Origin of the sequence: Paraburkholderia sp. RAU2J (genome assembly GCF_003634845.1) — a bacterium.
In the GTDB taxonomy this organism is placed as follows: Bacteria; Pseudomonadota; Gammaproteobacteria; order Burkholderiales; family Burkholderiaceae; genus Paraburkholderia; species Paraburkholderia fynbosensis.
Genome location: NZ_RBXG01000001.1, coordinates 2280541 through 2303516 on the forward strand (window position 1 = coordinate 2280541; position 22976 = coordinate 2303516).

The window sequence follows — 22976 nt, forward strand, 5'->3', positions numbered from 1 at the left end:
TCCCTGTTGGTGTTGCGGTGTTGCTTGCCATGCCGCCCGGCGGCGTGCGTGCCGGGCGGCTTGTCCTGTCCTGTTATGTTTGCATTTGTCTGTCACGCCGCGGTTGCCTGCGCGGCTGCGGTCTTCATGGCCGAACTTCCGGCGCGCGTTGCCGCCCGGGGCATGCCGCCGCGCCGCGCGATCCTCGTGCGCACGCCGTCACTGTCATAATGCAGGACGTTGCCCGCACCTTCACGTGCCGGCTTTGCGCTCGTCCGGCAGCACGCCGCCTTCCCACGGACCGCGTCCGGAAAAGCCGAGATTATCCCCAAAACGTCATGTTTGAAGAAACCCGTGCCAATGTTCCGCTCGCCGAACGCCTGCGGCCCCGCAATATCGACGAAGTGATCGGCCAGAAGCACCTGCTCGGCCCGAACAAGCCGTTGCGGGTCGCGTTCGAATCCGGCGAAGCCCATTCGATGATCCTCTGGGGCCCGCCGGGCGTCGGCAAGACCACGCTCGCGCGGCTCATGGCCGATGCGTTTCACGCCGAGTTCATCGCGTTGTCGGCGGTGCTCTCGGGCGTGAAGGATATCCGCGAAGCCGTCGAGACCGCGCAGATTCATCGCGCGAACGGCCATCAGACGCTGGTGTTCGTCGACGAAGTACATCGCTTCAACAAGAGCCAGCAGGACGCGTTCTTGCCGCACGTCGAGTCAGGGCTGTTCGTGTTCGTCGGCGCGACGACCGAGAATCCGTCGTTCGAGGTGAACAGCGCGTTGCTCTCGCGGGCCGCGGTCTACGTGCTCAAGAGCCTCACCGACGAAGAACAGCGCGAACTGCTCGAGCGCGCGCAACAGGAACTCGGCGGCCTCACGTTCACCGACGAAGCACGCGACGCGCTGATCGGTTCCGCCGACGGCGATGGCCGCAAGCTGCTGAACAACCTCGAAATCGTCGCGCGCGCGGCCGCGCAGCAAAAGACCACGGAGATCGACGGCGCGTTGCTCGGCAGCGCGCTCGCGGAAAACCTGCGCCGCTTCGACAAAGGCGGCGACGCATTCTACGACCAGATCAGCGCGCTGCATAAATCGGTGCGCGGCAGCAGCCCCGACGGCGCGCTGTACTGGTTCTGCCGGATGCTCGACGGCGGCGCGGACCCGCGTTATCTGGCGCGCCGCATCGTGCGCATGGCGTGGGAGGACATCGGCCTCGCCGACCCGCGCGCCGCGCGCATCGCGCTCGACGCCGCCGAAACCTACGAGCGCCTCGGCACGCCGGAAGGCGAGCTGGCGCTGGCGCAGGCGATCATCTATCTCGCGGTCGCGCCGAAGTCGAACGCCGGGTACAACGCGTACAACGAAGCGCGTCGCTTCGTCGGCAAGGATCAGTCGCGCGGCGTCCCGGTGCATCTGCGCAACGCGCCGACCAAGCTGATGAAGGAGCTTGGCTACGGCCACGAGTATCGCTACGCGCACGACGAGCCCGATGCGTATGCGGCCGGCGAGACCTATCTGCCGGAGAACATGCGCGATCCGCACTGGTACGAGCCGACGCCGCGCGGGCTCGAAGGCAAGATCGGCGACAAGATGGCGCGTCTGGCCGAACTGGATGCGCAATGGCGCAGCGAGAACAAGCGCAAGAAGAGCTGAGCCTTGCCGTTTTCCGGCGCGGCCCAGTTGCGCCATTGCGCTCGCGGCGGTGTCGGCCGAGCGGCGATCCGCGCGCGTCGACCATCGAACGCACCGGCCGCGCGCGTCGGTGCGCTAAAATCCCACCTTCATACAACGAATACCCGTCCCATCCCATGCTCGACATTCAGCTGCTGCGCAAAGACCTCGACGGCGTCGCCAAACGCCTCGCCGACCGCGGCTATACCTTCGACGCGGCAGCGTTCACCGCGCTCGAAGCGGAACGCCGCGACACCCAGACCCGTACCGAAGAAATGCAGGCGCGCCGCAACAGTCTGTCGAAGCAGATCGGCGCGATGAAAGGCAAGGGCGAGGACACCTCGGCGGTGATGGCCGAAGTCGGCGGCATCGGCGACGAGATGAAGGCGTCGGCCGCGAAGCTCGACGATATCCAGAAGCGTCTGTCGGACCTGCTGCTCGGCGTGCCGAACCTCGCGCACGAAAGCGTGCCGGTCGGCGACGACGAAGCCGGCAACATCGAAGTGCGCCGCTGGGGCACGCCGCGCCAGTTCGATTTCGAGGTGAAGGATCACGTGGATGTCGGCACGCCGCTCGGGCTCGACTTCGAGACCGGCGCTAAGCTGTCGGGCGCGCGCTTCACGCTGCTGCGCGGACAGATTGCGCGGCTGCATCGCGCGCTCGCGCAGTTCATGATCGACACGCACACGCAACAGCACGGCTATACCGAGGTGTACACGCCGTACATCGTCAATCCGGAGATTCTGTACGGCACCGGCCAGCTGCCGAAATTCGCCGACGACATGTTCCGCGTCGAGAAGGGCGGCGACGAGAACACGGTCACGCAGTATCTGATCTCCACGTCGGAGATTTCGCTGACGAATACGGTGCGCGAGAGCATCGTCGAAGCGGACGCATTGCCGATCAAGCTGACCGCGCATTCGCCGTGCTTCCGTTCGGAAGCGGGCTCGTATGGCCGCGACACACGCGGCCTGATCCGCCAGCATCAGTTCGACAAGGTCGAGATGGTGCAGATCGTCGCGCCGGAAGCGTCGTACGACGCGCTGGAGCAGATGGTCGGCCACGCCGAGGCGATTTTGCAGAAGCTGGAACTGCCGTATCGCGTGATCACATTGTGCACGGGCGACATGGGCTTCTCGGCCGCGAAGACTTATGACCTGGAAGTGTGGGTGCCGGCGCAGAACACCTACCGCGAGATTTCGAGCTGCTCGAACACCGAGTCGTTCCAGGCTCGGCGCATGCAGGCGCGTTATCGCAACGCCCAGGGCAAGCCGGAGCTGGTGCATACGTTGAACGGTTCGGGGCTGGCGGTGGGCCGCACGCTCGTGGCCGTGTTGGAGAACTTCCAGAATGCCGATGGCTCGGTGACGGTGCCGACGGCGTTGCGGCCGTACCTCGGCGGTGTGGAGCGGCTGGAAGTAACGGCGGGCTGATCTGCCTGCAATGACGCCGCGGCGCGCCATGTGGTTGCCCAGCCTCTTTGAAAATTTTTTGACGAGGGGCTTGGAAAATGGGCTTAGCTGTTCTATAATCTTTCTCTCCCAAGCAACGACCCGCTTGGTTCTGACGACGCAGCTTCATCGCTGTGAGTTGGAAATCACGGAAAGGTGGCAGAGTGGTCGAATGCGCTGGACTCGAAATCCAGTGTACCTTTAGGGGTACCGTGAGTTCGAATCTCACCCTTTCCGCCAAATTTAAAACCCCCGCTGAACGGAAGTTCTGCGGGGGTTTTGCTTTTTGGAAGTTGGGGACGTTCGACTGTTTCGACCGTGCCCTGTGGCCTAACGCAACAGGCATCCATTCCCGCTCCCGCTGCGCAAATCCCCTCAAGGACACGCGACCCCGGCGCGTCCCCCAGGAGACGCGCCATGCCTCACCCCCGCATCGACCTCCTCACTACCGCGCGGCTCGCGGGTCGCGGTCATAGGCGCCGGCATCTCTGGCCTGGCCAGCGCGTACCTGCTGGCGCGCCACCACCGCGTCACGCTATTCGAATCGGCCGCCTACGCGGGCGGCCATACCAACACCGTCGACGTCACGTTCGACGACCACATGCATCCCGTCGATACCGGGCTTCCTGGTGTTCAACGACCGCACCTACCCGAAACTGATCGCGCTGTTCGGCGAACTCCGCGTCCAGTCGCATCCGAGCGACATGAGCATCTCAGTCTCGCTCGACGAAGGCCGTCTCGAATGATCCGGCACGAGCCTGAACACCGTCTTCGCGCAGCGCCGCAACCTGTTTTCGCCGACCTTCATCGGCATGCTGCGCGACATCGTGCGCTTTAACAGCGGCGCCGAGCACAACCTCGAAATCGCGATGCAAACGCGCGCGTCGATGGGCGAACTGCCGGCGGCCGCCATCTGCTCAAGCGCCACCGCCGACATCCTCGTGTTCCCGGCGACCACTTTCCTGTGTTTCTTTCTGAATCACGCGTTGCTGCAGGTGAATCGCCGGCCGCAATGGCGCATCGTGGTCGGCGGCGGCCGGGAGTACGTGAGGTGCATGACGAGCACGCTCGACGATGTCCGCCTCGGCACGGCAGTGCGAGACCTTCTGGCCGACGTACTTCGGCATGCTGCGCGAGTGTCTGCGTCCCGGTGGGCGCGCTGATGCAAATCATCACGATCGACTACTCGCACTTCGCCGCTTATCGCGCGACGAGCGACTTTATCCGTGAGTTCATTCTCCCGGGGGCATGTTGCCGAGCCCACAGCGTTTCCCCGACGCGGCATGGCGTGCCAGGCTGATGGCGTGCACGTCGCTGGCATTCGGCCACGATTACGCGGAGACCTTGCGCCGCTGGCGCGGCGCGTTCGAAGCGCAACTCGATACGATCCGCGCGCAAGGCTTCGACGAGATTTTCGTGCGCACGTGGCGTGCTGTATCTGGCGTATTGCGAAGCGGGCTTCGACGAACGACGCACCGACGTGCTGCAGTTCGCACTCGCCAAAGCCAACTGACCTGCGCGCTTTCGGCGGTTCTCGTGCCGGTACTGTGGGCGAGCAGCGCGTGTGCCGATTGGCGAAGTGACATACGACGTGCGAGACTCGTCGCATGAAGCGCGGACGGGCGGCGCGATGGATTTCACCAGCCATCCACCGCCGCCACACAATCGCCCGGCTAGCCCGTTCGGCCCATTTTGCCGGGCTCGGGCGGCGATCCTCTGTACAATTGGCCGGATCGATCGCCGGCGTGAGCCTGTTTTCGCCGTGCCGCTTACGGCGGCTCGGCGTCTTGCGCCGAACCTCGAACCCCATCCGAATCACACCGATTGAATTCATGGCCATTACTTACAAGACTCCCGACGACATCGCCAAACTGCGCATTTCCGGCCGCCTCGCGGCCGACGTGCTGGCGATGATCGGCGAGCACGTCAAGGCCGGCGTCTCCACCGACGAACTCGACGCGCTGTGCAACGACTACATCGTCAACACGCAAAAGTCGATTCCGGCCAATGTGGGCTATCTGGGGTTTCCCAAGACCGTCTGCACGTCGGTCAACCAGGTGGTGTGCCACGGCATCCCGAATCGCGGCGAGATTCTGAAGGACGGCGACATCATCAACATCGACGTCGCGATCATCAAGGACGGCTACTTCGGCGACACCAGCCGCATGTATTGCGTGGGCCAGCCGAGCACGGTGGCGCGCCAGTTGATCGACACGACCTACGAGGCGATGCTCGCCGGCATCCGCGAAGTGAAGCCGGGCGCGACGCTCGGCGACGTCGGCCACGCAATCCAGAAAGTCGCGCAGCGCGACGGCTTCTCGATCGTGCGCGACTACTGCGGGCATGGCATCGGCAAGGTCTATCACGAAGACCCGCAGGTGCTACATTACGGCCAGCCGGGGCAAGGCGTGCGCCTTAAGCCGGGCATGGTCTTCACGATCGAGCCCATGATCAACGCGGGCCGCGCCGGCACCAGCGTGCAACGCGACGGCTGGACGGTGGTCACGAAAGACCGCTCGCTGTCCGCGCAATGGGAGCACATGATTGCCGTCACGGACGACGGTTATGAACTGCTGACGCCGTGGCCGGATGGCACCGGTAGCTACGAAGCGCCGTGAGCACGCAGCGCGCGCAACATCGGGCTGCTTGCAGCTAGCAACCCATGCCGCCGGCATGCCATGCCGTGGCTTTGTGCGTGCCGCGTACGAACACGTCGAGCGATGGCGCGGTCTGGTCAATAATGAATTGACTCGCGCGCCGGTTCGGTTAAAGCTACGCCTTAGGGTTTCAAGGGGTTTCCGTCTGCATGAGTCCGTCATTGACCGTTCGCCGTATCGCCGCTGATCAGGGCGCCGTTTTTCGCGAACTCCGTACTGCGTCGCTACGGGAGGCGCCCTATGCCTTCGGCGCGACGCTCGAAGACGCGTTGTCGGCCGATGCAGCCAGTTTCGACACCACCGCCACGGAACGCGCGGTTTCGTTCTCCGTCGCCACTTTCATCCTCTACACCGAAGGCCATCCGGCCGGCCTGATCGAAGCGCATTTCGACGACACCGCCGCGCGCCGCGCGTTCGTCTGCGAGTTGTGGGTGGCGCCGGCCGTGCGTCATCTGCGCGGCGGCGAGCTGCTGGTCGACACGGCCGGACACTGGCTCGCCGGCGAAGGCGCGACGGAAATCTACGCGTGGGTCGCCGACGCCAACCGCAACGCCATGCGCTTTTACGAGGCGCTCGGCTTCGGTCCGACCGGCGAACACCGGCGTGTCGAACGCGCGCCCGAGCAAGTCGAAAGTCTGCTGGTGCGCCACGTGCCGAGCACATCACAGGCGCTCCAGCAGTGATCTCGCGAGCGGCGCAACAGTCTGCCGCTCGACTCCCCTCCGCGTCAGTCCAGCAATCGTGGCCGGCTCGCCGGTCTTGCGAGCGGCCCGATCGTTGGCCATGGCGCGGCCTGAATGCCCTGTGCGTGGTTGCGTCGATCGAGGTGGCTCGTCGAGGTCGTGCATTCACCGGCAAAAAAGCTGGCCGCGCGCGTGGACGCCTGTAAAATACGCAAAATTTTTTGCCGAACGCTATGTCGCCCAAGAAATCGCCTTTTTTCGAACTCCGCAGCGGCTCGGTCGATACGCTCCTGTTCGTGGTCAAGACTACCGACCTCGATGCCATGCGTGCCGAGCTGACCCGGCGCTTCGAGGCGACCCCCGAGTTTTTCGCTAACGACGTCGTCGCGATCGACGTGCGGCGTCTCGCCGACAACGAACGCGTGCGGCTCGCCGACATCGCGCAACTGCTCGACAGCGTGCGCATGCGTCCGGTCGGCGTGGTCGCCAACGCGCAGCAGACGTGGGCGGCGCAATCGGCGCTGCCGTTGCTCGAAGCGCGCGATCGTCGCGGCGCGGTGTCGAAGCCTGCCGACGAAGGCAGCACCGACGCGGCGAGCGGCACGAGCGGCGCTGCGCCGACGGCAGACGCGCCGGCCCAGGCGAGCCTGCTTCCGCCCGACGTCCCCGAATCCGGCTCCCCCGCTGCGCTCGAGCCGGCTGTCGCGGCTGAACCCGTGCGCCTCGCCACGTCGTCGCAAACGATGGTGGTCGAGAAGCCGTTGCGCTCCGGCCAGCGCATCTACGCAAAGGGCGATCTGGTCGTGCTCGGTCTCGTGAGCTACGGCGCGGAAGTGATCGCGGAAGGGAACATCCATATTTACGCGCCGCTGCGTGGCCGCGCATTGGCCGGCGTGCAGGGCAATCACGACGCGCGCATTTTCTGCACGTGTCTCGAACCGGAACTCATCTCGATCGCGGGCATCTATCGAACGACCGAGAACCCGCTGCCGTCCGATGTACTCGGCAAGCCGGTGCAGATCTGGCTCGAAGAAGAAAAACTGATGATCGAACCGCTGCGGCTCACGTAAGCGACGGGAAACGGATGCGGCGCTGAACGAATCCGGCGCGCGGCGTTTCACGGCAAATATGGCCGCACATAATTGATGAATTTGACGAACACAAGGTAAGGGTAATGGCAAAAATCATTGTGGTGACTTCGGGCAAGGGTGGCGTGGGCAAGACGACCACGAGCGCGAGCTTTGCATCGGCCCTCGCACTGCGTGGCAGCAAAACCGCCGTGATCGACTTCGACGTCGGCCTGCGTAACCTCGATCTCATCATGGGCTGTGAGCGTCGTGTGGTGTACGACCTGATCAACGTGATCCAGGGCGAAGCCAACCTGAACCAGGCGCTGATCAAGGACAAGAAGTGCGAGCACCTGTTCATCCTGCCGGCCTCGCAGACGCGCGACAAGGACGCGCTGACGATGGAAGGCGTCGAGAAGGTCATCAACGACCTGATCGCGATGGACTTCGAATACATCGTCTGCGATTCGCCGGCCGGTATCGAATCGGGCGCGCTGCTCGCGATGCACTTCGCCGACGAAGCGCTGATCGTGACCAATCCCGAGGTGTCGTCGGTACGCGACTCGGACCGCATCCTCGGCATCCTGTCGTCGAAGACCAAGCGCGCGATCGAAGGCAAGGAGCCGATCAAGGAACACCTGCTGATCACCCGCTACAACCCGAAGCGCGTCAGCGAAGGCGAAATGCTGTCGCTCACCGACATCCAGGAAATCCTGCGCATCGATCTGATCGGCGTGATTCCGGAATCGGAAGCGGTGCTGCATGCGTCGAACCAGGGTCTGCCCGCCGTGCATCTGGACGGCACCGATGTGGCCGAAGCCTATAAGGACGTCGTGTCGCGTTTCCTCGGCGAGCAGAAGTCGCTTCGCTTTACCGATTACCAGAAGCCCGGGCTGCTGCAGCGCCTCTTCGGCACCAAGTAAGGGGAGCGCACGTAATGTCGATTCTTTCGTTTTTGCTGGGCGAGAAAAAGAAGTCCGCGTCGGTAGCGAAGGAACGCCTGCAGTTGATCATCGCGCACGAGCGCGCCGGCGGCCACGCGCCCGCCGATTATCTGCCTGCGTTGCAACGTGAACTGGTAGCCGTGATTTCGAAGTACGTGAAGATTTCCGATGACGATATTCGCGTGAGTCTCGAGCGTCAGGACGATCTCGAAGTGCTCGAGGTCAAGATCGAAATACCGCAGGCCTGATCGGCCGGAAGCGGTTCTGTTGTGCGGCTGGTTTCAGCCGATGTGCGCCGCGCGGTGCTGCGTTGAGATGACGCGACGCCGTGCGGTATTCGCTGCGTGATTGTCGAGTGCGCGGCTGCCCCGTCGTTTCCCTGCCGTTTCATTTCCCTCCCTCGTTTTCTTCGGGCGGCGCGAGCCGCGCTGCGTCGCTGTGCCGAGCCGCGTCTCTACGCGTCGCGCAAGCCCGTCATGACGCTTTCCCATGCGCAGTCCTTGCGTCGAAATAAACCGTTGCACTTCAGCGTGCGCCGTTACACGCCCACCGTCAGCCGGTCGCAGCCCTCGCGCATTAAATGGATAACGCCGTATCCGGTGTTCAATCACAGAGGGAAATCATGAACAGAACCTTTCGCTTGCTGCTTGCCCATACCGTGTTGATCGCGGCCGGTGCCGCCGCTGTGGCGTCCGCGTCGGCCGCGGAAGTGGTCGTGATCGCACCGTCCGCGCCGCCGCCTGTGCGCTACGAAGCCGTGCCCGCGGCGCGAGCCGGCTACGTGTGGGACCACGGCCACTGGCGCTGGGATCATGGCCGCTACGTCTGGGTCGCGGGACACTGGCAGGCCGAGCGCGTCGGCTATCACTGGGTGCCGGGCCACTGGGTCTCGCACGGTCCGAACTACCGCTGGGTCCAAGGGCACTGGGCGTAACGCGAGAGCGTTTGGCAAGCGCGGCGCGTTCGATATCGCTCGCGCCGCCTTCACCAGCTCGACAACACGGGCGCCGCGTAGCGCGCGCCCGTGGCTTCAGGAAAACACGTGATGAAAAAGAATCTACTTCTGCTTGCCGCGCTGGCCGTGATGCTGGCCGGCTGTGTCATCGTGCCGGCCCGGCCGTTGTACGTGCACGCGCCGCGCGTCGTTGTTTATTGACGCGGCGTGTCGGCGCTGTCTTCGGCAGGCGGCCCGCCGTCGACCGGCGCCGTTGCCGGCCCGGGCACGTCGAGCACCTCGGGTACCTCGGGCGTTGGTGCGGGCATCGGCTGCGGCAGCGGCGCGATATAACGCTCCGCCAGCGACTCGTATAGCGGCGGCGCGAACAGGCGCGACACGCGGCTCGCGATCAACGCCGTGGCCATCAGCGAAATGACCAGCGCGTGGCCGTCGATCATCTCCATCACGATCACGAACGACGTAATCGGCGACTGCGTGACGGCGGCGAGATAGCCGACCATCGCGAGCGCGATCAGCATCGGCAACTGCATCGAATCGAACACCATGTGCAGCAGATTGCCGAAGCCCGCGCCGATCGACAGCGAGGGCGCGAAGATGCCGCCCGGAATGCCGGGCAGGTAAGAGCCGATCATCGCGATCATCTTCAGGAACGGATAGAAGACCGACAGGCGCTCATGGCCGTCGAGCAATCCGCGCGCTTCCGCATAACCGCTGCCGAAGGTCGTGCCGCCCGAAATCAGCCCGACCACCGCGATCGTGAAACCGCACAACGCGGCGAACACGACCGGCCGTTCGCGATGCAATTGACGCAACGGCGCGGGAATCCAGCGCGCGGTGTTCAGCAGCAGCCAACCGAACACACCGCCCGCGATACCGGTGACGACCGCGGTCAGCAGCACCGCGAGCGCGAGTAGGTCGGGGAAGTGCACGCCAATCTGGATGGTGCCGAAATACGTGTAGTTGCCGTTCAACCCAAGCGCGACCACGCCGGCGATGATGATCGCGGTGATCAGCACGCCGCTCGCGCGCGCCTCGAAGCTGCGCGTCAGTTCCTCGATGGCGAACACGACGCCGGCGAGCGGCGTATTGAACGCGGCGGACAAGCCTGCGGCCGCGCCGGCCAGCACCAGTTGCCGCTCGATCAGCGCATTCGAGCGTGGATAGAGCCGCCGTAGATTGAACATGAGCGCCGCGCCGACCTGCACGGTCGGTCCTTCACGGCCGATCGTGAAGCCGCCCAGAATCCCCAGAAACGACACGGCGATCTTGCCGAACAGAATCCGGAACGACAACAGCCGCTCGCCGTATGGACCGGGTTTCGAATGCAGCGTGGCAATCACTTGCGGAATGCCGCTGCCCTCGGCGCCGCGAAAGAAGGTGCGCGTGAGCCAGACGGCGAGCGCCGCGACCGCGGGCGTGACGATGAGCGGGGCCCACGCGTACCCTTTCTGCAAGGTGCGGAATTCGGCGTAGCCCCAATCGATCAGGCGGGCATACAGCACCGCAATCAGGCCGACGGCGATCGCGCCGAGCCAGAAAATGCCGTACTGCCGCCAGAGGCGTCTCGCGCGACGCAGGACGACGGAAGGTTGGAGAGTGAAGAGCTTGGGCATGGCGGGCCGGCGCAAAAGCGTAAAGTATAGAGCGCGGCGGGCGTGCAAACGCGTATGGAAGTTTTTTTGAATGCCGCAGAATCGCCGCGTCCCAGACGCGCGACGTAATGCGCGATATTGCGAATGCGGCGTGCGGGCCAAGGCGATTTGGCAAGAAATATCAATCGTCGGCTAAAATGATGTCATTTTTGAACAACTAACAGGTCTTCAATGAAGCGAGTCCTCATCGTCAAGGTCACCTCACTCGGCGACATCGTGCAGGCGCTGCCGGTCGTCGCCGATATCAAGCGCGCGTTTCCGGGCGTTCAGGTTGATTGGGCGGCAGACGAGGCTTTCGCCGAACTCGTGCACTGGAGCGAAAGCGTGGACCGCGTGCTGTGCGCGCCGTTGCGCCGCTTCAAGAAAGCGCGCAACTGGAGCGACCTCAAGGCCATCTGGGCGTCCATCGCCGAGTTGCGCGCGTATCGCTACGATTCCATCATCGACATTCACGGTGTCTACAAGAGCGCGATCATCGCGTTCCTCGCGCGCTCGTCGCGGCGTATTGGCTATCAGTCCCAGGATCTGGGCGAGCGGGGCGCTGCCTTCGCGTACACCGGGCGATTCGGCCCGCGTCCGCAAGGCAATGCTTGGCACGGCATGCGCATCAGCGCAGGCGAGGCGCTCGGCTACGAGGTGGACGGCCCGGCTGTCTACAATCTGCGCCTGCCTGAACCGGCCAGCCCGCCGTTCGCCGCCGACAGCGCGCCGGTCGCGGCGTTTTTCCACGCCACCTCCAAAGACGACAAGAAGTGGCCGTTGAGCCATTGGGTCGCGGTCGGCCTCGAACTCGCGGGACGCGGTTTTCGCGTGGTCTTGCCGTGGGGTTCGGACGCCGAGCGCGTCGAGGCGGAGAAGATCGCCGCGCAGGTGCCAGGCGCGAATGTGCTGCCGAAAATGAGCGTGACCGAAATCGCGCAGATGATCGACGCGTGCGCGCTGGTGGTCGGCACCGACACGGGCTTCGTCCATCTTGCTCACGCATTGCAGAAGCGCACTGTGATGATCTTCGTGGCGACGTCGCCGTCGCATTGCGGCGTCGAATCGCCGAATCGCTCCATCTCGATCGGTGACGGCCAGTCGGTGCCGCCGGTCAGCGCCGCACTCGACGCGATCGACTACGTGCACGGCAAGGCCCATGAGCGCCCCAGCGAGCCGCATGCAGCCATAGCATGAGCGTGGCGCGGCGGCGTCCTGCTGATGCGCAATCGTTTGCTCAAAAAGAAAAGAGGCGTGACGCGCATCCGCCCAGTCAAACGGGCGCTGCCACGTAACGCCTCCGAAAACGCCCGCGTCGGGGAACAGCGGGCGGAGAGGAAATCGTTGCAAAAAATCTGAGCCTGCATTGGCTGCCTGACGCAGCGGTCCGGCTACACGTTCCGATCTCAATGTCGGTCTGCGTGAGATTCGCAGTGCTCCTCGCACATTACACGCCTGTTAAATCTGTCGCTTTTCGTTGAGTGCCTCATTGCTTATACCGGCTGGGTTCACATGTCCGGCGGCTTTGACTTTGGCCTCGCGTGCGCCGCCGCAGCGCAAACCCCGTCACACCCGCAGCGCCTTGAACAGCCTACGCCACGCCAGCGGGGGCGCGCACTTCTTGAACACGTTCAACGCAGTATAGGCGCTGTTTTCCGGCGGCCTGAAGCGATCCTCCGATGCTTCGGAGCGGGCGAGTTTCTCGCACCGCTCCTGTAACGCGTTCGTGATGTTCCCTTACAAATCGCAACGTTCCTGCGGGTCGAGGTCGTGTCCAATCGGGTCATTCGGGGATTTGGCTCGAATGAATCTCGACTCGATGGAGAACAATATGAAACGCCTGATCTTGACCCTCGCCGCCGGCACGCTCCTCGCAACGGCACTTGGCGGCTGCATCGTTGCCCCGGCGCCGGGCTACTACGGCGGCGGCTACTACCATCACGGCGGCTATTACTACCGGTAAGCCACCTCGGATACGCCGCTCAAGCCATCAGCATTTCGAACGCGACTACCGCGGCAATGGCAGCCGCGTTCGCAGCCACTGCTTCGACGACGACACCCTTCCATGTCGCCGGACGAAAACGCAACGCGAGCAGCAGCGCACCGAGCAGCGCGAGCGCGATGATCATCACAATGTCCGAGTTGTGGAGATGAATGTTCATCCGAGCCTCCCTGCTTGCCTTAGGGTTATTCAAGCTGAGTATAGGCAAGTCAAAAAGGCGCAAGGCAGGGAATTTACCCAGAGAATGCCCGGTAAGCAGAACGAAAGCCGAGCTTGAGCGGAAGGGGCAACGGATGCCGCCACGGCGCATTCATCACGCGCCTGGCGGCGTTGCATTCGGGGGCATCGGCAGAGGATCGGCGCGCCGATACCGGCTACGGCATTACATCAGGCGCGTGTCGCGCGTTTCGCGCATGCACAGTACGCCGATCAGGCTGACCGCCGCAGCCACCGACACATACATACCGACCCACGGCAGCCCGCCGTGCGCGGACAGCAGCTGGGCGATATACGGCGCGACCGAGGCGCCGAGAATCCCGCCCAGGTTATAGGCGACGCCCGCGCCGGTATAGCGCACGTTGGTTGGAAACAGCTCCGGCAGCAGCGCGCCCATCGGCGCGAAGGTGACGCCCATCAGGAACAGCTGGATCACGAGAAACAGCAGCACCAGCGGCGTTTCTCCGCTGCCGAGCAGCGGCGCCATCGTGAAGCCGGAGAGAATCGCCGCGATGATGCCGACGATCAGCACCGGCTTGCGCCCGAAGCGGTCGCTCGCACGCGCCGACAGCGGCGTGGCGAGCGCCATGAACACGACCGCGATGCACAGCAGGCCGAGGAAGGTTTGCCGCGGAATATGCAGCACCGACACGCCATACGAGAGCGAGAACGTGGTGGCGTTGTAGAACAGCGTGTAGCAGACCACCATCGCGAGTGCGCCGAGCACGGTCGGCACCCAGTGTTGGGACAGCAGCGTGGCGATCGGCACCTTGACGCGTTCCTTGCGCTCGATGGCGGCCTGGAAGGCCGGCGTCTCAGCGATTTTCAGGCGCACGTACAGGCCGAGCACGACCAGCACCGAGCTGACGATGAACGGCACGCGCCAGCCCCAGCTGCGGAACTGCTCGTCGCTCAACGACGTCGCCAGTGCAAAGAACAGGCCGTTGGATGCGAGAAAGCCGATCGACGGCCCGAGCTGCGGGAACATGCCGAACCACCCGCGCTTGCCGGCCGGCGCGTTTTCGGTGGCGAGCAGCGCCGCGCCGCCCCATTCGCCGCCAAGGCCGATGCCCTGGCCGAAGCGCAGCACGCACAGCAGGATCGGCGCGAGGCTGCCGATCGAGTCGTAGCCCGGCACGAAGCCGATCAGCGTGGTCGATAGGCCCATCACCAGCAGCGAGGCGACCAAGGTCGATTTACGGCCGATGCGGTCGCCGAAGTGACCGAACAGGAACGAGCCGATCGGCCGCGCGATGAACGCGATGCCGAACGTGACGAAGGCCGACAAGGCCTGGGCGGTCGTCGAGCTATGCGGGAAGAACACCGGTCCGATGACGAGCGCGGCAGCGGTCGCATAGACGTAGAAATCGTAGAACTCGATCGCGGTACCGATGAAGCTCGCGAAGATGATCCGCGCGCTGCTGTTCTGCCCGCTTGCGTTGGGCTGGGCCGAGGAAATCGGCGATGTGGACATGCAGGGTCTCCAGGTGTCGTAGGGCCGCCGGGGCGCCGTGCGTCGAAATACGTCGAAGCGCGACGGCGCGTGCCGGGCGGCATCTTTTTGGGGTTCGCCAGCCCGGCGCCGTTCGCTGGCTGAGTGAAGCCACGTGCGTCGCGGGCGATGAAGCGACAGCTTACAACGGCAGCCCGCGCGGGTCGCGCGCGACAGTGGCCCTACCAGGGGAATAACCAGGTGGGTTGCGTGACGCGTGCGGATGACGAGGCGGCCGGTGCGGCACGACGCGTTGACTGCCGGTATGAGCCGCCGGGCGTCAAACCTGAGCATCAGGCGTCGCGTGCATCGCACATCAAGCAGACGGCGCGCGCGGATGGCGCGGCGGCGTTGCAATCGGGCGTCGCGCCGCGCCGGCGGGTAGGCGGGCGGCGTGAGCCATGCCGGAAGGCTCCGGCGCAGGGAATCGGAAAATTATAGCGAGCGCGGGCGTCGAGCAGCAATGGCGGCGTGAGGATCGCCGTGTGCGGTTGAATTGTGCGAGGCGGTGGCCAGGCGACGCAGTCGTTACGACGTCGGTCTGACGTGCACAGTCGCGCCGCGCGCCGCAAGGCCACTCGCCTTCAATCGATCGTCTGCGCTTGCGGCGATGCAAGTTCGCGCAACTGGAACTTGCCGTCGTCGTTGAACAGCCAGTCTTCGAACAGTTCGAGCTGACCGCGCCCATTCAGCAGCTTGCCGGGCGGTTGCGGCAGCGGTGCGGCGCGCCGCAGCGTGGCGAGCGCGGTGCTCTCGGTTTCGTCGTCGCCATTGGTGCGATACACCGACGACTCCACGATGTGCCCGTTGCTATCCACCGTGAACGACACCACCACCAGCGAACGCAGCATCGCCTGCGGCGTGCCGCGCAGCACGTAAGAAGGATTGCGGTCCGTGATGCGCCGCGCGACCGCCTCGCGATATTGATCGAGCGTCACGCTGTTGATTGCGGCCACCGGTGTTTTGACGGCGGCCTCGTGCGGCGGCAGCGTGATCGTGCAGCCGCCCACGGCGGCGGCCAGCGCCATGGTGAGCAGCGCCTGTCGCATGCGCGATGGCGCCGCGCCCACGCAGGCTGCGCGGCGTCCGGTCAGGCGGAGAGGGTGAAGCGAGCGGGTGAACATGGTCGGCGAGAAGCATGGAGAGGACCCGATTTGATGGTAGTCAAAACCTGCCAGGATGCAATTGGCGTTCGCCCGCAGCGGGTGTCGACGTACCGCCGCGCTCACGTGTAATAGCCGGAAATATGAGGCGGGTTGGTCGGCGGACCGAACACGCCTACACTTCGATGGCCTCCTTCGGGAGGCATCGGTGGAAGTCTTTTTTTAGCCCGCTTCGTGCGGGCTTTATTTTTTTGCGCGGCGACGCGTTCGCACAGACTGCTGCGGGCCGACCCGGCCCGGCAAATAAAAAAGGCGAACCCGCTGACGGGCCCGCCTTCCTCAAGCATGCGCGATGCAAATGGTAAGCGGCGCTCGCTAACCTGCCGCGCCGCCTGCCACTTTCGTTACTTCAACGCCACACGTGCTGCCTCCACCGCCGCGAGCACCTGCTCCGGCGCAGTGCCGCCCGGATGATTGCGGCTCGCGACCGAGCCTTCGAGCGTCAGGTACGAGAACACGTCCTCGCCGATCAGATGCGCGACGTTCGGCAACTCGGCGCGCATTTCTTCGAGCGTCAGGTCCGCGAGATCGCAGCCGCGATCCGCGCAGATACGCACGGCCAGCGCGACCGCTTCGTGCGCGTCGCGGAACGGCAGGCCGCGCTTGACCAGGTAGTCGGCAAGGTCGGTCGCCGTGGAGAAGCCTTGCAACGCGGCGTCGCGCATCGCCTGCGGCTTCACGGAAATACCGGCGACCATTTCAGCGAAGATCCGCAGCGTATCGGCCACCGTATCGACGGTGTCGAACAGCGGTTCCTTGTCTTCCTGATTGTCCTTGTTGTACGCGAGCGGCTGGCCTTTCATCAGCGTGAGCAGCGCCATCAGATGGCCGTTCACGCGGCCGGTCTTGCCGCGCGCGAGCTCGGGCACATCCGGGTTTTTCTTTTGCGGCATGATCGACGAACCGGTGCAGAAACGGTCGGCCAGATCGATGAAGCCGACGCGCGGGCTCATCCACAGCACGAGTTCTTCCGAGAAGCGCGACACGTGCGTCATGACGAGCGCCGACGCCGCCGTGAATTCGATTGCGAAGTCGCGGTCGGAGACCGCGTCCAGCGAGTTCGCGCAGATGCCGTCGAAGCCGAGCGTCTTCGCCACCGCATGACGGTCGATCGGATAGCTGGTGCCGGCGAGCGCCGCCGCGCCGAGCGGCAGGCGGTTCACGCGCTTGCGGCAATCGAGCATGCGTTCGGCGTCGCGCGAAAACATTTCGACGTAGGCGAGCAGGTGATGGCCGAACGTGACCGGCTGCGCGACCTGCAGATGCGTGAAGCCCGGCATGATGGTCGACGCGTTCTTCTCCGCCATGTCGAGCAGCGCGGTGCGCAGCTCGGTCAGCAAGCCGCCGATCCGGTCGATCTCGCCGCGCAGCCACAGACGGATGTCGGTCGCGACCTGGTCGTTGCGCGAGCGGCCGGTGTGCAGGCGCTTGCCCGCATCGCCGATCAGCGCGGTCAGGCGCGCTTCGATGTTCAGGTGCACGTCTTCCAGATCGAGTTGCCACTCGAACTCGCCGCGTTCGATTTCACCCTTGATCTGCGCCATGCCGCGTTGGATCGCGGCGAGGTCGTCGGCGGCGATGATCTTCTGCGCGGCCAGCATCGAGGCGTGCGCGAGCGACCCTTCGATATCGACGAGCGCCAGACGCTTGTCGAAGAAAACCGACGACGTGTAGCGTTTGACGAGCTCCGACATCGGCTCCGAGAAGCGAGCCGACCAGGCTTCGCCTTTTTTGTGCAGTTGGGACGTCATGGTGTTGGGCAGTTAAGCGGCAGTTGAGCGAGCGGTGAACAGGCTGTCGGCGCGTCATGCACGCCACGTACGGTGCAAAGGTGGCGCCGAAGCGAGGAAAGACAGGGATTTTAACACTGGCCATGGGCGTTCAAGACGCCTCGCCGCTATTCACGCACCAGCACCACCAGCTTCAGATCCTCGCGGTGCGCGGGTTTGAAGGTGATCTGATCGTAGACGATGCGCCCATCGCGCGGATGGTTGAACTCGCGCCGCCCGCCCTCGCGACCGCCCACATCCTGCGACGCCCAGAAACGCGCAAACGCGTCGCTCGCGGCGCTCAGCGAGTCGATCAGCGCGCGCGTGGGCGCGTCGCTCAGATGGCGGATCGAGTCGGCGCGGAATTCGGCGGCGAGCCGCCGCGCCCGCGTTTCCCAATCGACGATCAACGCGCGCGCGGCCGGCTCGGTGAAGGTATAGCGCAGCAAATTGCGGTCGTGCGCGCCGTCCAGCCAGCCGACGAACAGATCGGCGGCGCGCTCGTTCCAGGCGAGCGCGTTCCACTGCCGGTCGAGCACATAGGCCGGCGCGTTCACGAGTTGCACCGTTTCCAGCAGTGTGGCGGGCGCGTCGGCGGCGGCCGGGTCGGGCTCGGCGGGGTCGCGCTGCGCGGCCAGCTCGAACAGATAAGCCCGCTCCGCGCGCGACAGTTGCAGCGCGACCGCGATACGCGCGAGCGCGTCGGCGGAGGCCGAAACCGGGCGGCCCTGCTCGATCCACGTGTACCAGGTCGGACTCACGCCGCACAACTGCGCGACCTCTTCGCGCCGCAAGCCGGGCGTGCGGCGGCGCGGCCCGGGCGGCAGGCCGACCGCTTGCGGCGAGAGCCGTTCGCGATGCGCGCGGATGAAGTCGCCGAGCGCGCGGGCCGGAGTGGCGTCGAGCGGCGGCGGGTGGTCGGCGGAAGACGGCGTGGTCATGCTGATCGGGTGGCGAGTAGGGCGTGGATTCGGGGTAGTAATAGATATACCAGAATACTTGCTCAACTTGTACTGGTACACGACGGGGCCTATTGTAGCGACTGGAACGGCAAACCGCCTCCCAGCATGCTTGCGGCGCGGTTTCCAATCCGCTTTTCAACTCATAACCGGAGCCTCCCCATGAAGCATCACGATCAGGTCGCCGACGCCTTCGGCTCGACCGCCGCCGCGTATTTGACGAGTCAAACCCATGCAACCGGCGCCGATCTGCGGATGCTGGCCGAGTCGATTGCCGCGACGCCGGGCGCGACGGTGCTCGACATGGGCTGTGGCGCGGGGCATGCGAGTTTTGCCGTCGCGCCCCATGCGAAGGATGTGGTCGCCTACGATATCGCGCCGCAAATGCTCGCGACAGTCGACGGCGCGGCGAAGGAGCGCGGCCTTGCCAACATCCGCACGCAGCAAGGCGCGGCCGAAACGCTGCCGTTCGACGACCATTCGTTCGACTGGGTGATCAGCCGCATGAGCGCGCATCACTGGCACGATGTGCCGGCCGCCCTCGCCGAAGTGCGGCGCGTGCTGAAGCCGGGCGGCAAGGTGCTGTTCGTCGATATCGCCGGGATCGATCATCCGTTGCTCGACACGCATATCCAGGCGATCGAGTTGCTGCGCGACGGCTCGCATATCCGCGATTACCGCGCCGACGAATGGGTTGCGTTGTTCGAAGCGGCGGGGTTCAAGGCGGCGATTCGCGAGCGTTGGCGCATCGATATCGAGTTCGCTTCGTGGGTCGCGCGCATGCGCACGCCGCAGCCGCGTGTGGTGGCGATCCACTCGCTGTGGGACGGTGCGCCCGATGAAGTGCGGCAGTATTTCGACGTGCAGGCGGATCACTCTTTCAAGCTCGACGCATTGATGATCGCCGCGCAGTAAGCGCCGCCGCAAACAAAAAAACGAAAAAACGAAAGCGGCGGGATGCCGACAAACCGACATTCCGCCGCAGCGAACCACCTTGACCCTGCGCGGCGCCCAATCAGCGCACGCCGCTTAGACGGTAGTGCGCGGACTCAACCCGTATTGCGCAACCCCGCTGCGATCCCGTTGATGCTCAAATGAATCCCGCGCCGCACGCGCTCATTGGTATCGCCCGCGCGATGCCGCTTGAGCAGTTCCACCTGCAAGTGATTCAACGGATCGAGATACGGGAAGCGGTTCTTGATCGACCGCGCGAGCAGCGGATTTTCCGCGAGCCGCTCGCTCTTGCCGGTGATCTCCGACAACACCTTCGACGTGCGCTCCCACTCCGCGACGATCCGCTCGAACACGTGCTTGCGCAGCTTCTTGTCTGACACGAGCGCCGCATAGCGCGACGCAACCGCGAGGTCGGTCTTGGCGAGCACCATGTCCATGTTCGACAGCAGGTTCGAAAAGAACGGCCACGTCTTGTGCATTTTCTTCAGAAGCGCGAGACGGCGTGCGCGTTCAGCGTCGCTCGGCGCGCTGTCGAGATGCGCGGCCAACGCGCTGCCGAAACCGTACCAGCCGGTCAGCAGCAAACGGCATTGCCCCCAGGAGAAGCCCCACGGAATCGCACGCAGGTCTTCGATCTTGCGTTGCTTCGGGTCCTGCAATTTACGCGAAGCCGGCCGGCTGCCGATGTTCAGCTCGGCGATCTCCGCGATCGGCGTCGACTCGAAGAAATACTCCTTGAAGCCGGGCGTTTCGTAGACCAGCGCGCGATACGAAGCCATCGCCGCGTCGGACAACTGCTGCATCGTTTCCTCGAAGGTGGGCAGTTGCTCAGGCGCATTGCCGTGCGGCAGCAGCGACGCTTCGAGCGTCGCGGCCACCACCGTTTCCAGATTGCGCCGGCCGATGTCCGGATTGCCGAACTTGCTCGCGATCACTTCGCCTTGCTCGGTCAAGCGGATCTGGCCATCGACGGTGCCCGGCGGCTGCGACAGAATCGCCTGATAGGTCGGGCCGCCGCCACGGCCGACGGTGCCCCCGCGTCCATGGAACAGACGCAGCGTCACGCCGCGTTCGTTGAACAGCGACACCAGTGCGAGTTCCGCGCGATACAGCTCCCAGTTCGACGTGAGGAAGCCGCCGTCCTTGTTGCTGTCCGAGTAGCCGAGCATCACTTCCTGCTCGTTGCCCTGATGTTCGATCAGCGCATCGACGCCCGGCAGCGCGATCAGATCGCGCATGATGTGCGGCGCATTCCGCAAGTCGGGGATCGTTTCGAACAGCGGGATCACCATTAGGCCTGCGTGAGCCGGATCGTTCGCGTCGCCCAGACGCCCGCGCAGCAGACCGGTTTCCTTTTGCAGCAGCATCACTTCGACCAGATCGCTGACGGTCTCCGTGTGCGAAATGATGTAGTTGCGCACCGCGCGCGCACCGAACTTCTCACGTGTGACGCGCGCTTCTTCGAGCACGCCGAGTTCGCTCTTCACGAGGTCCGAGTACTCGGCGTACGGCAGACGCAGCGGGCGCGGCTGCGCGAGTTCGGCGAGCAGCACCTTGAGCTTGTCTTCTTCGGAGAGCGCCGCGTAGTCGTTCTCGACGCCCGCGTGCTTGAGCAGTTCCGCGATCACCGCTTCGTGGATGTCCGAGCTTTGCCGCAAGTCGATGCTCGCGAGATGGAAGCCGAACACTTCGGCGGCGCGTGCGAGCGGCGACAAACGCGGTGCGGCGAGCGGCGCGCCATGATGTTCGGCGAGCGAATCGATCAGCACGTGCAGGTCGCGTACGAATTCAGACGAGTCGTCATAGGGCTTCGCGCGAATGGGCGCCGCGCCGCGGCCCGCGCTGCGCACCGGCACGCTGCCTTCGCCCAGACGCACGCGCGCGCTCGCCGCAAGCCGCGTGTACATGCCGATCAGCGCGCGCCGGTACGGCTCGTCGGTGCGATGCGGCGACTGGTCGGGCGAGGTGGCCGCGAGTTCCTTGAGTGCGTCGCTCGCGCCGGCGAGCAGGTTCGATACCGACAACTCCGCGCCGAGCTTGTGCACCTGCTCCATGTAGTGCTCGAAGATCACCGCAGCCTGGCGCGTGATCGCGTTTTCCAGGGTCTCGGCGGTGACGTTCGGATTGCCGTCGCGGTCGCCGCCGATCCAGCTGCCCATCTGGAAGAACGGCGGCAGTCGCGCTTCGAGACCGTGCTCCTTGAGCGACTCTTCGATGTCGGCGTAGAGTGCCGGGATTTCTTCGAGGAAGGTCGCGCGGTAATACGACAGCGCGTTTTCGATTTCATCGGCGACGGTCAGACGCGAGCCGCGCAGCATCCGCGTTTGCCAGAGCGACGTGACGCGCGCGCGCAGCATCGCTTCGTTGTGCGCGCGTTCACGGCTGGTCAACTGCTGGTCGCGCTCGGCGAGCAGACGCGCGACGTCGTGCTGCGCGTCGAGAATGCTCTTGCGTTGGACTTCCGTCGGGTGAGCGGTCAGCACAGGCACGATCAGTGCGTCGTTGAAGAACTGCTGCAGCACGGGCGTGGCGGCCGCGCCCGCTTCGACCAGGCGTTCGAGCGCATGGGCGATCGTGCCCGGCTGCGAGGTCGAACCGGCCAGCGCGTGAATCCGGTGACGGCGGTTGCGGTGACGGTCTTCGGCGATGTTCGCGAGATGCGAGAAGTAGCTGAACGCACGCACCACGCTGACGGTTTGCTCCGGGCTCAGTGAGCGCAGCTTCTTCTCGAGCGTCTGCGCGGCGGCGCTGTCGTCCTCGCGACGAAAACGCACGGCGGTCTGACGGATCGTTTCGACGATGTCGAACACCTCGTCGCCTTCCTGCTCGCGCAGCACGTCGCCGAGCAGGCGGCCCAGATAGCGAATGTCCTGGAACAGCGGATGGTCCTTGTTCTCACGCGTGCGGCCATTGCTTTTCGGCGCGGCTATGGGCGTGTCGGCCGACACGGCTTGCAATGCCGGCGCGCTCGCGGGTTCCGCGACGGCGCTGGTCGCCACCGCTTTCACTTTCGCGGACGCGGCGGCCTTGGCCGGCTTGGCCGCTTTGTCTGCTTTATTCACCTTGACGGTCTTCAGCGCTTTGTTCGCCTTGACCGGTGTGGAGGTCTTCGCGGCCTTGGGGGCTTTGGCGGCCAACGCGGTTTTGCCGGCGCGTTGGCCGGCTGTCGACGCAGCCTGGGCTGCGCTGCCGATCTCGGCAGCGGTGGCGGCGGAATTCGAGGGCGCAGCGGCGTCGGCCGCGCGTGCGTTGGGCGATGCAGTGTTGCGGCGGGCAGGGCGCGCCGATCCGGAAGACGTCACGATGGGTTTCCTCAGGGAAGCCAGGGTCTGTTAAGTGATGAACTGCTACTGCGGAACTGCATTGGAACTGCAACGTGAA

At 64.8% G+C, this 22976-nt stretch carries 18 protein-coding genes, 1 tRNA gene and 2 pseudogenes; 14 read left to right on the forward strand and 7 right to left on the reverse strand.

The window, feature by feature from the left end:
- Nucleotides 1–317 precede the first annotated feature (317 nt).
- The 11 genes and pseudogenes from B0G69_RS10445 (at nucleotide 318) to B0G69_RS10495 (ending at nucleotide 9385) form a co-directional block, all read left to right on the forward strand.
- Nucleotides 318–1631, forward strand: a complete 1314-nt coding sequence (locus B0G69_RS10445) for a replication-associated recombination protein A (protein WP_121316809.1) — start codon at nucleotides 318–320, stop codon at nucleotides 1629–1631.
- Nucleotides 1632–1786: 155 nt separating this feature from the next.
- Entirely contained in the window at nucleotides 1787–3082 is a 1296-nt protein-coding gene (gene serS, locus B0G69_RS10450; protein ID WP_121316810.1) for a serine--tRNA ligase, read from the forward strand.
- A 168-nt stretch (nucleotides 3083–3250) separates the two neighbouring features.
- A tRNA-Ser gene (locus B0G69_RS10455) sits at nucleotides 3251–3340 on the forward strand.
- A 232-nt stretch (nucleotides 3341–3572) separates the two neighbouring features.
- Nucleotides 3573–4200 (forward strand): annotated as a pseudogene (locus B0G69_RS10460) (NAD(P)-binding protein); the annotation flags it as partial.
- Nucleotides 4199–4613: pseudogene (locus tag B0G69_RS10465) on the forward strand (class I SAM-dependent methyltransferase); the annotation flags it as partial. The pseudogenes B0G69_RS10460 and B0G69_RS10465, both read left to right, overlap by 2 nt.
- 319 nt (nucleotides 4614–4932) lie before the next feature.
- Nucleotides 4933–5718, forward strand: coding sequence for a type I methionyl aminopeptidase (gene map / locus B0G69_RS10470; protein WP_121316811.1), 786 nt, complete (start codon nucleotides 4933–4935; stop codon nucleotides 5716–5718).
- Nucleotides 5719–5906: 188 nt separating this feature from the next.
- Nucleotides 5907–6440, forward strand: coding sequence for a GNAT family N-acetyltransferase (locus tag B0G69_RS10475; RefSeq protein WP_121316812.1), 534 nt, complete (start codon nucleotides 5907–5909; stop codon nucleotides 6438–6440).
- 233 nt (nucleotides 6441–6673) lie between these two features.
- Complete coding sequence (minC, locus tag B0G69_RS10480) at nucleotides 6674–7510, forward strand: septum site-determining protein MinC (RefSeq protein WP_121316813.1); 837 nt, start codon at nucleotides 6674–6676, stop codon at nucleotides 7508–7510.
- A 104-nt stretch (nucleotides 7511–7614) separates the two neighbouring features.
- Nucleotides 7615–8430: a septum site-determining protein MinD gene (gene minD / locus B0G69_RS10485; RefSeq protein ID WP_121316814.1), complete on the forward strand. Its 816-nt coding sequence runs from the start codon at nucleotides 7615–7617 to the stop codon at nucleotides 8428–8430.
- Nucleotides 8431–8444: 14 nt separating this feature from the next.
- Complete coding sequence (gene minE / locus B0G69_RS10490; RefSeq protein WP_008922443.1) at nucleotides 8445–8699, forward strand: cell division topological specificity factor MinE; 255 nt, start codon at nucleotides 8445–8447, stop codon at nucleotides 8697–8699.
- A gap of 374 nt (nucleotides 8700–9073) precedes the next feature.
- Nucleotides 9074–9385, forward strand: a complete 312-nt coding sequence (locus B0G69_RS10495) for a YXWGXW repeat-containing protein (protein WP_121316815.1) — start codon at nucleotides 9074–9076, stop codon at nucleotides 9383–9385.
- 215 nt (nucleotides 9386–9600) lie between these two features.
- On the opposite strand, the gene B0G69_RS10500 is transcribed toward B0G69_RS10495, so the two are convergent.
- Nucleotides 9601–11022, reverse strand: coding sequence for a chloride channel protein (locus B0G69_RS10500; RefSeq protein ID WP_121316816.1), 1422 nt, complete (start codon nucleotides 11020–11022; stop codon nucleotides 9601–9603).
- A gap of 210 nt (nucleotides 11023–11232) precedes the next feature.
- Between B0G69_RS10500 and waaC the strand changes: the two genes are divergently transcribed.
- Both waaC and B0G69_RS42685 read left to right on the forward strand, forming a co-directional pair.
- Nucleotides 11233–12237, forward strand: coding sequence for a lipopolysaccharide heptosyltransferase I (gene waaC, locus B0G69_RS10505; protein WP_121316817.1), 1005 nt, complete (start codon nucleotides 11233–11235; stop codon nucleotides 12235–12237).
- Between the two features lie 634 nt (nucleotides 12238–12871).
- A complete protein-coding gene (locus B0G69_RS42685) occupies nucleotides 12872–13003 on the forward strand; it encodes a hypothetical protein (protein ID WP_277873534.1) in 132 nt (43 codons plus the stop codon).
- A gap of 19 nt (nucleotides 13004–13022) precedes the next feature.
- Here the strand turns inward: B0G69_RS42685 and B0G69_RS10510 are convergent, their stop codons facing one another.
- From B0G69_RS10510 to B0G69_RS10530, 5 genes are all read right to left on the reverse strand, one after another.
- Entirely contained in the window at nucleotides 13023–13202 is a 180-nt protein-coding gene (locus B0G69_RS10510) for a hypothetical protein (protein ID WP_121316818.1), read from the reverse strand.
- Nucleotides 13203–13424: 222 nt separating this feature from the next.
- Entirely contained in the window at nucleotides 13425–14732 is a 1308-nt protein-coding gene (locus tag B0G69_RS10515; RefSeq protein WP_121316819.1) for an MFS transporter, read from the reverse strand.
- A gap of 602 nt (nucleotides 14733–15334) precedes the next feature.
- Nucleotides 15335–15799: an energy transducer TonB gene (locus B0G69_RS10520; RefSeq protein ID WP_241991298.1), complete on the reverse strand. Its 465-nt coding sequence runs from the start codon at nucleotides 15797–15799 to the stop codon at nucleotides 15335–15337.
- 458 nt (nucleotides 15800–16257) lie between these two features.
- Nucleotides 16258–17664 (reverse strand): argininosuccinate lyase, encoded by a 1407-nt coding sequence (gene argH, locus B0G69_RS10525; RefSeq protein ID WP_121316821.1) that lies wholly within the window; start codon nucleotides 17662–17664, stop codon nucleotides 16258–16260.
- Between the two features lie 146 nt (nucleotides 17665–17810).
- On the reverse strand, nucleotides 17811–18623 hold the full coding sequence (locus B0G69_RS10530; RefSeq protein WP_121316822.1) for a helix-turn-helix transcriptional regulator: 813 nt from the start codon (nucleotides 18621–18623) through the stop codon (nucleotides 17811–17813).
- A gap of 180 nt (nucleotides 18624–18803) precedes the next feature.
- Between B0G69_RS10530 and B0G69_RS10535 the strand changes: the two genes are divergently transcribed.
- Nucleotides 18804–19556 carry a class I SAM-dependent methyltransferase gene (locus B0G69_RS10535; RefSeq protein ID WP_121316823.1) on the forward strand — a complete coding sequence of 251 codons (753 nt, stop codon included), beginning with the start codon at nucleotides 18804–18806 and terminating at the stop codon, nucleotides 19554–19556.
- Nucleotides 19557–19690: 134 nt separating this feature from the next.
- Here B0G69_RS10535 and ppc read toward each other — a convergent pair whose 3' ends face one another.
- Nucleotides 19691–22897: a phosphoenolpyruvate carboxylase gene (gene ppc, locus B0G69_RS10540; RefSeq protein WP_121316824.1), complete on the reverse strand. Its 3207-nt coding sequence runs from the start codon at nucleotides 22895–22897 to the stop codon at nucleotides 19691–19693.
- Nucleotides 22898–22976 lie beyond the last annotated feature (79 nt).

Bases quoted from the DNA above. Each gene is read 5' to 3' on its own strand.
- B0G69_RS10445 (WP_121316809.1), top strand. From the start codon at position 318: ATGTTTGAAGAAACCCGTGCCAATGTTCCGCTCGCCGAACGCCTGCGG.
- serS (WP_121316810.1), top strand. From the start codon at position 1,787: ATGCTCGACATTCAGCTGCTGCGCAAAGACCTCGACGGCGTCGCCAAA.
- map (WP_121316811.1), top strand. From the start codon at position 4,933: ATGGCCATTACTTACAAGACTCCCGACGACATCGCCAAACTGCGCATT.
- B0G69_RS10475 (WP_121316812.1), top strand. From the start codon at position 5,907: ATGAGTCCGTCATTGACCGTTCGCCGTATCGCCGCTGATCAGGGCGCC.
- minC (WP_121316813.1), top strand. From the start codon at position 6,674: ATGTCGCCCAAGAAATCGCCTTTTTTCGAACTCCGCAGCGGCTCGGTC.
- minD (WP_121316814.1), top strand. From the start codon at position 7,615: ATGGCAAAAATCATTGTGGTGACTTCGGGCAAGGGTGGCGTGGGCAAG.
- minE (WP_008922443.1), top strand. From the start codon at position 8,445: ATGTCGATTCTTTCGTTTTTGCTGGGCGAGAAAAAGAAGTCCGCGTCG.
- B0G69_RS10495 (WP_121316815.1), top strand. From the start codon at position 9,074: ATGAACAGAACCTTTCGCTTGCTGCTTGCCCATACCGTGTTGATCGCG.
- B0G69_RS10500 (WP_121316816.1), bottom strand. From the start codon at position 11,022: ATGCCCAAGCTCTTCACTCTCCAACCTTCCGTCGTCCTGCGTCGCGCG.
- waaC (WP_121316817.1), top strand. From the start codon at position 11,233: ATGAAGCGAGTCCTCATCGTCAAGGTCACCTCACTCGGCGACATCGTG.
- B0G69_RS42685 (WP_277873534.1), top strand. From the start codon at position 12,872: ATGAAACGCCTGATCTTGACCCTCGCCGCCGGCACGCTCCTCGCAACG.
- B0G69_RS10510 (WP_121316818.1), bottom strand. From the start codon at position 13,202: ATGAACATTCATCTCCACAACTCGGACATTGTGATGATCATCGCGCTC.
- B0G69_RS10515 (WP_121316819.1), bottom strand. From the start codon at position 14,732: ATGTCCACATCGCCGATTTCCTCGGCCCAGCCCAACGCAAGCGGGCAG.
- B0G69_RS10520 (WP_241991298.1), bottom strand. From the start codon at position 15,799: ATGCGACAGGCGCTGCTCACCATGGCGCTGGCCGCCGCCGTGGGCGGC.
- argH (WP_121316821.1), bottom strand. From the start codon at position 17,664: ATGACGTCCCAACTGCACAAAAAAGGCGAAGCCTGGTCGGCTCGCTTC.
- B0G69_RS10530 (WP_121316822.1), bottom strand. From the start codon at position 18,623: ATGACCACGCCGTCTTCCGCCGACCACCCGCCGCCGCTCGACGCCACT.
- B0G69_RS10535 (WP_121316823.1), top strand. From the start codon at position 18,804: ATGAAGCATCACGATCAGGTCGCCGACGCCTTCGGCTCGACCGCCGCC.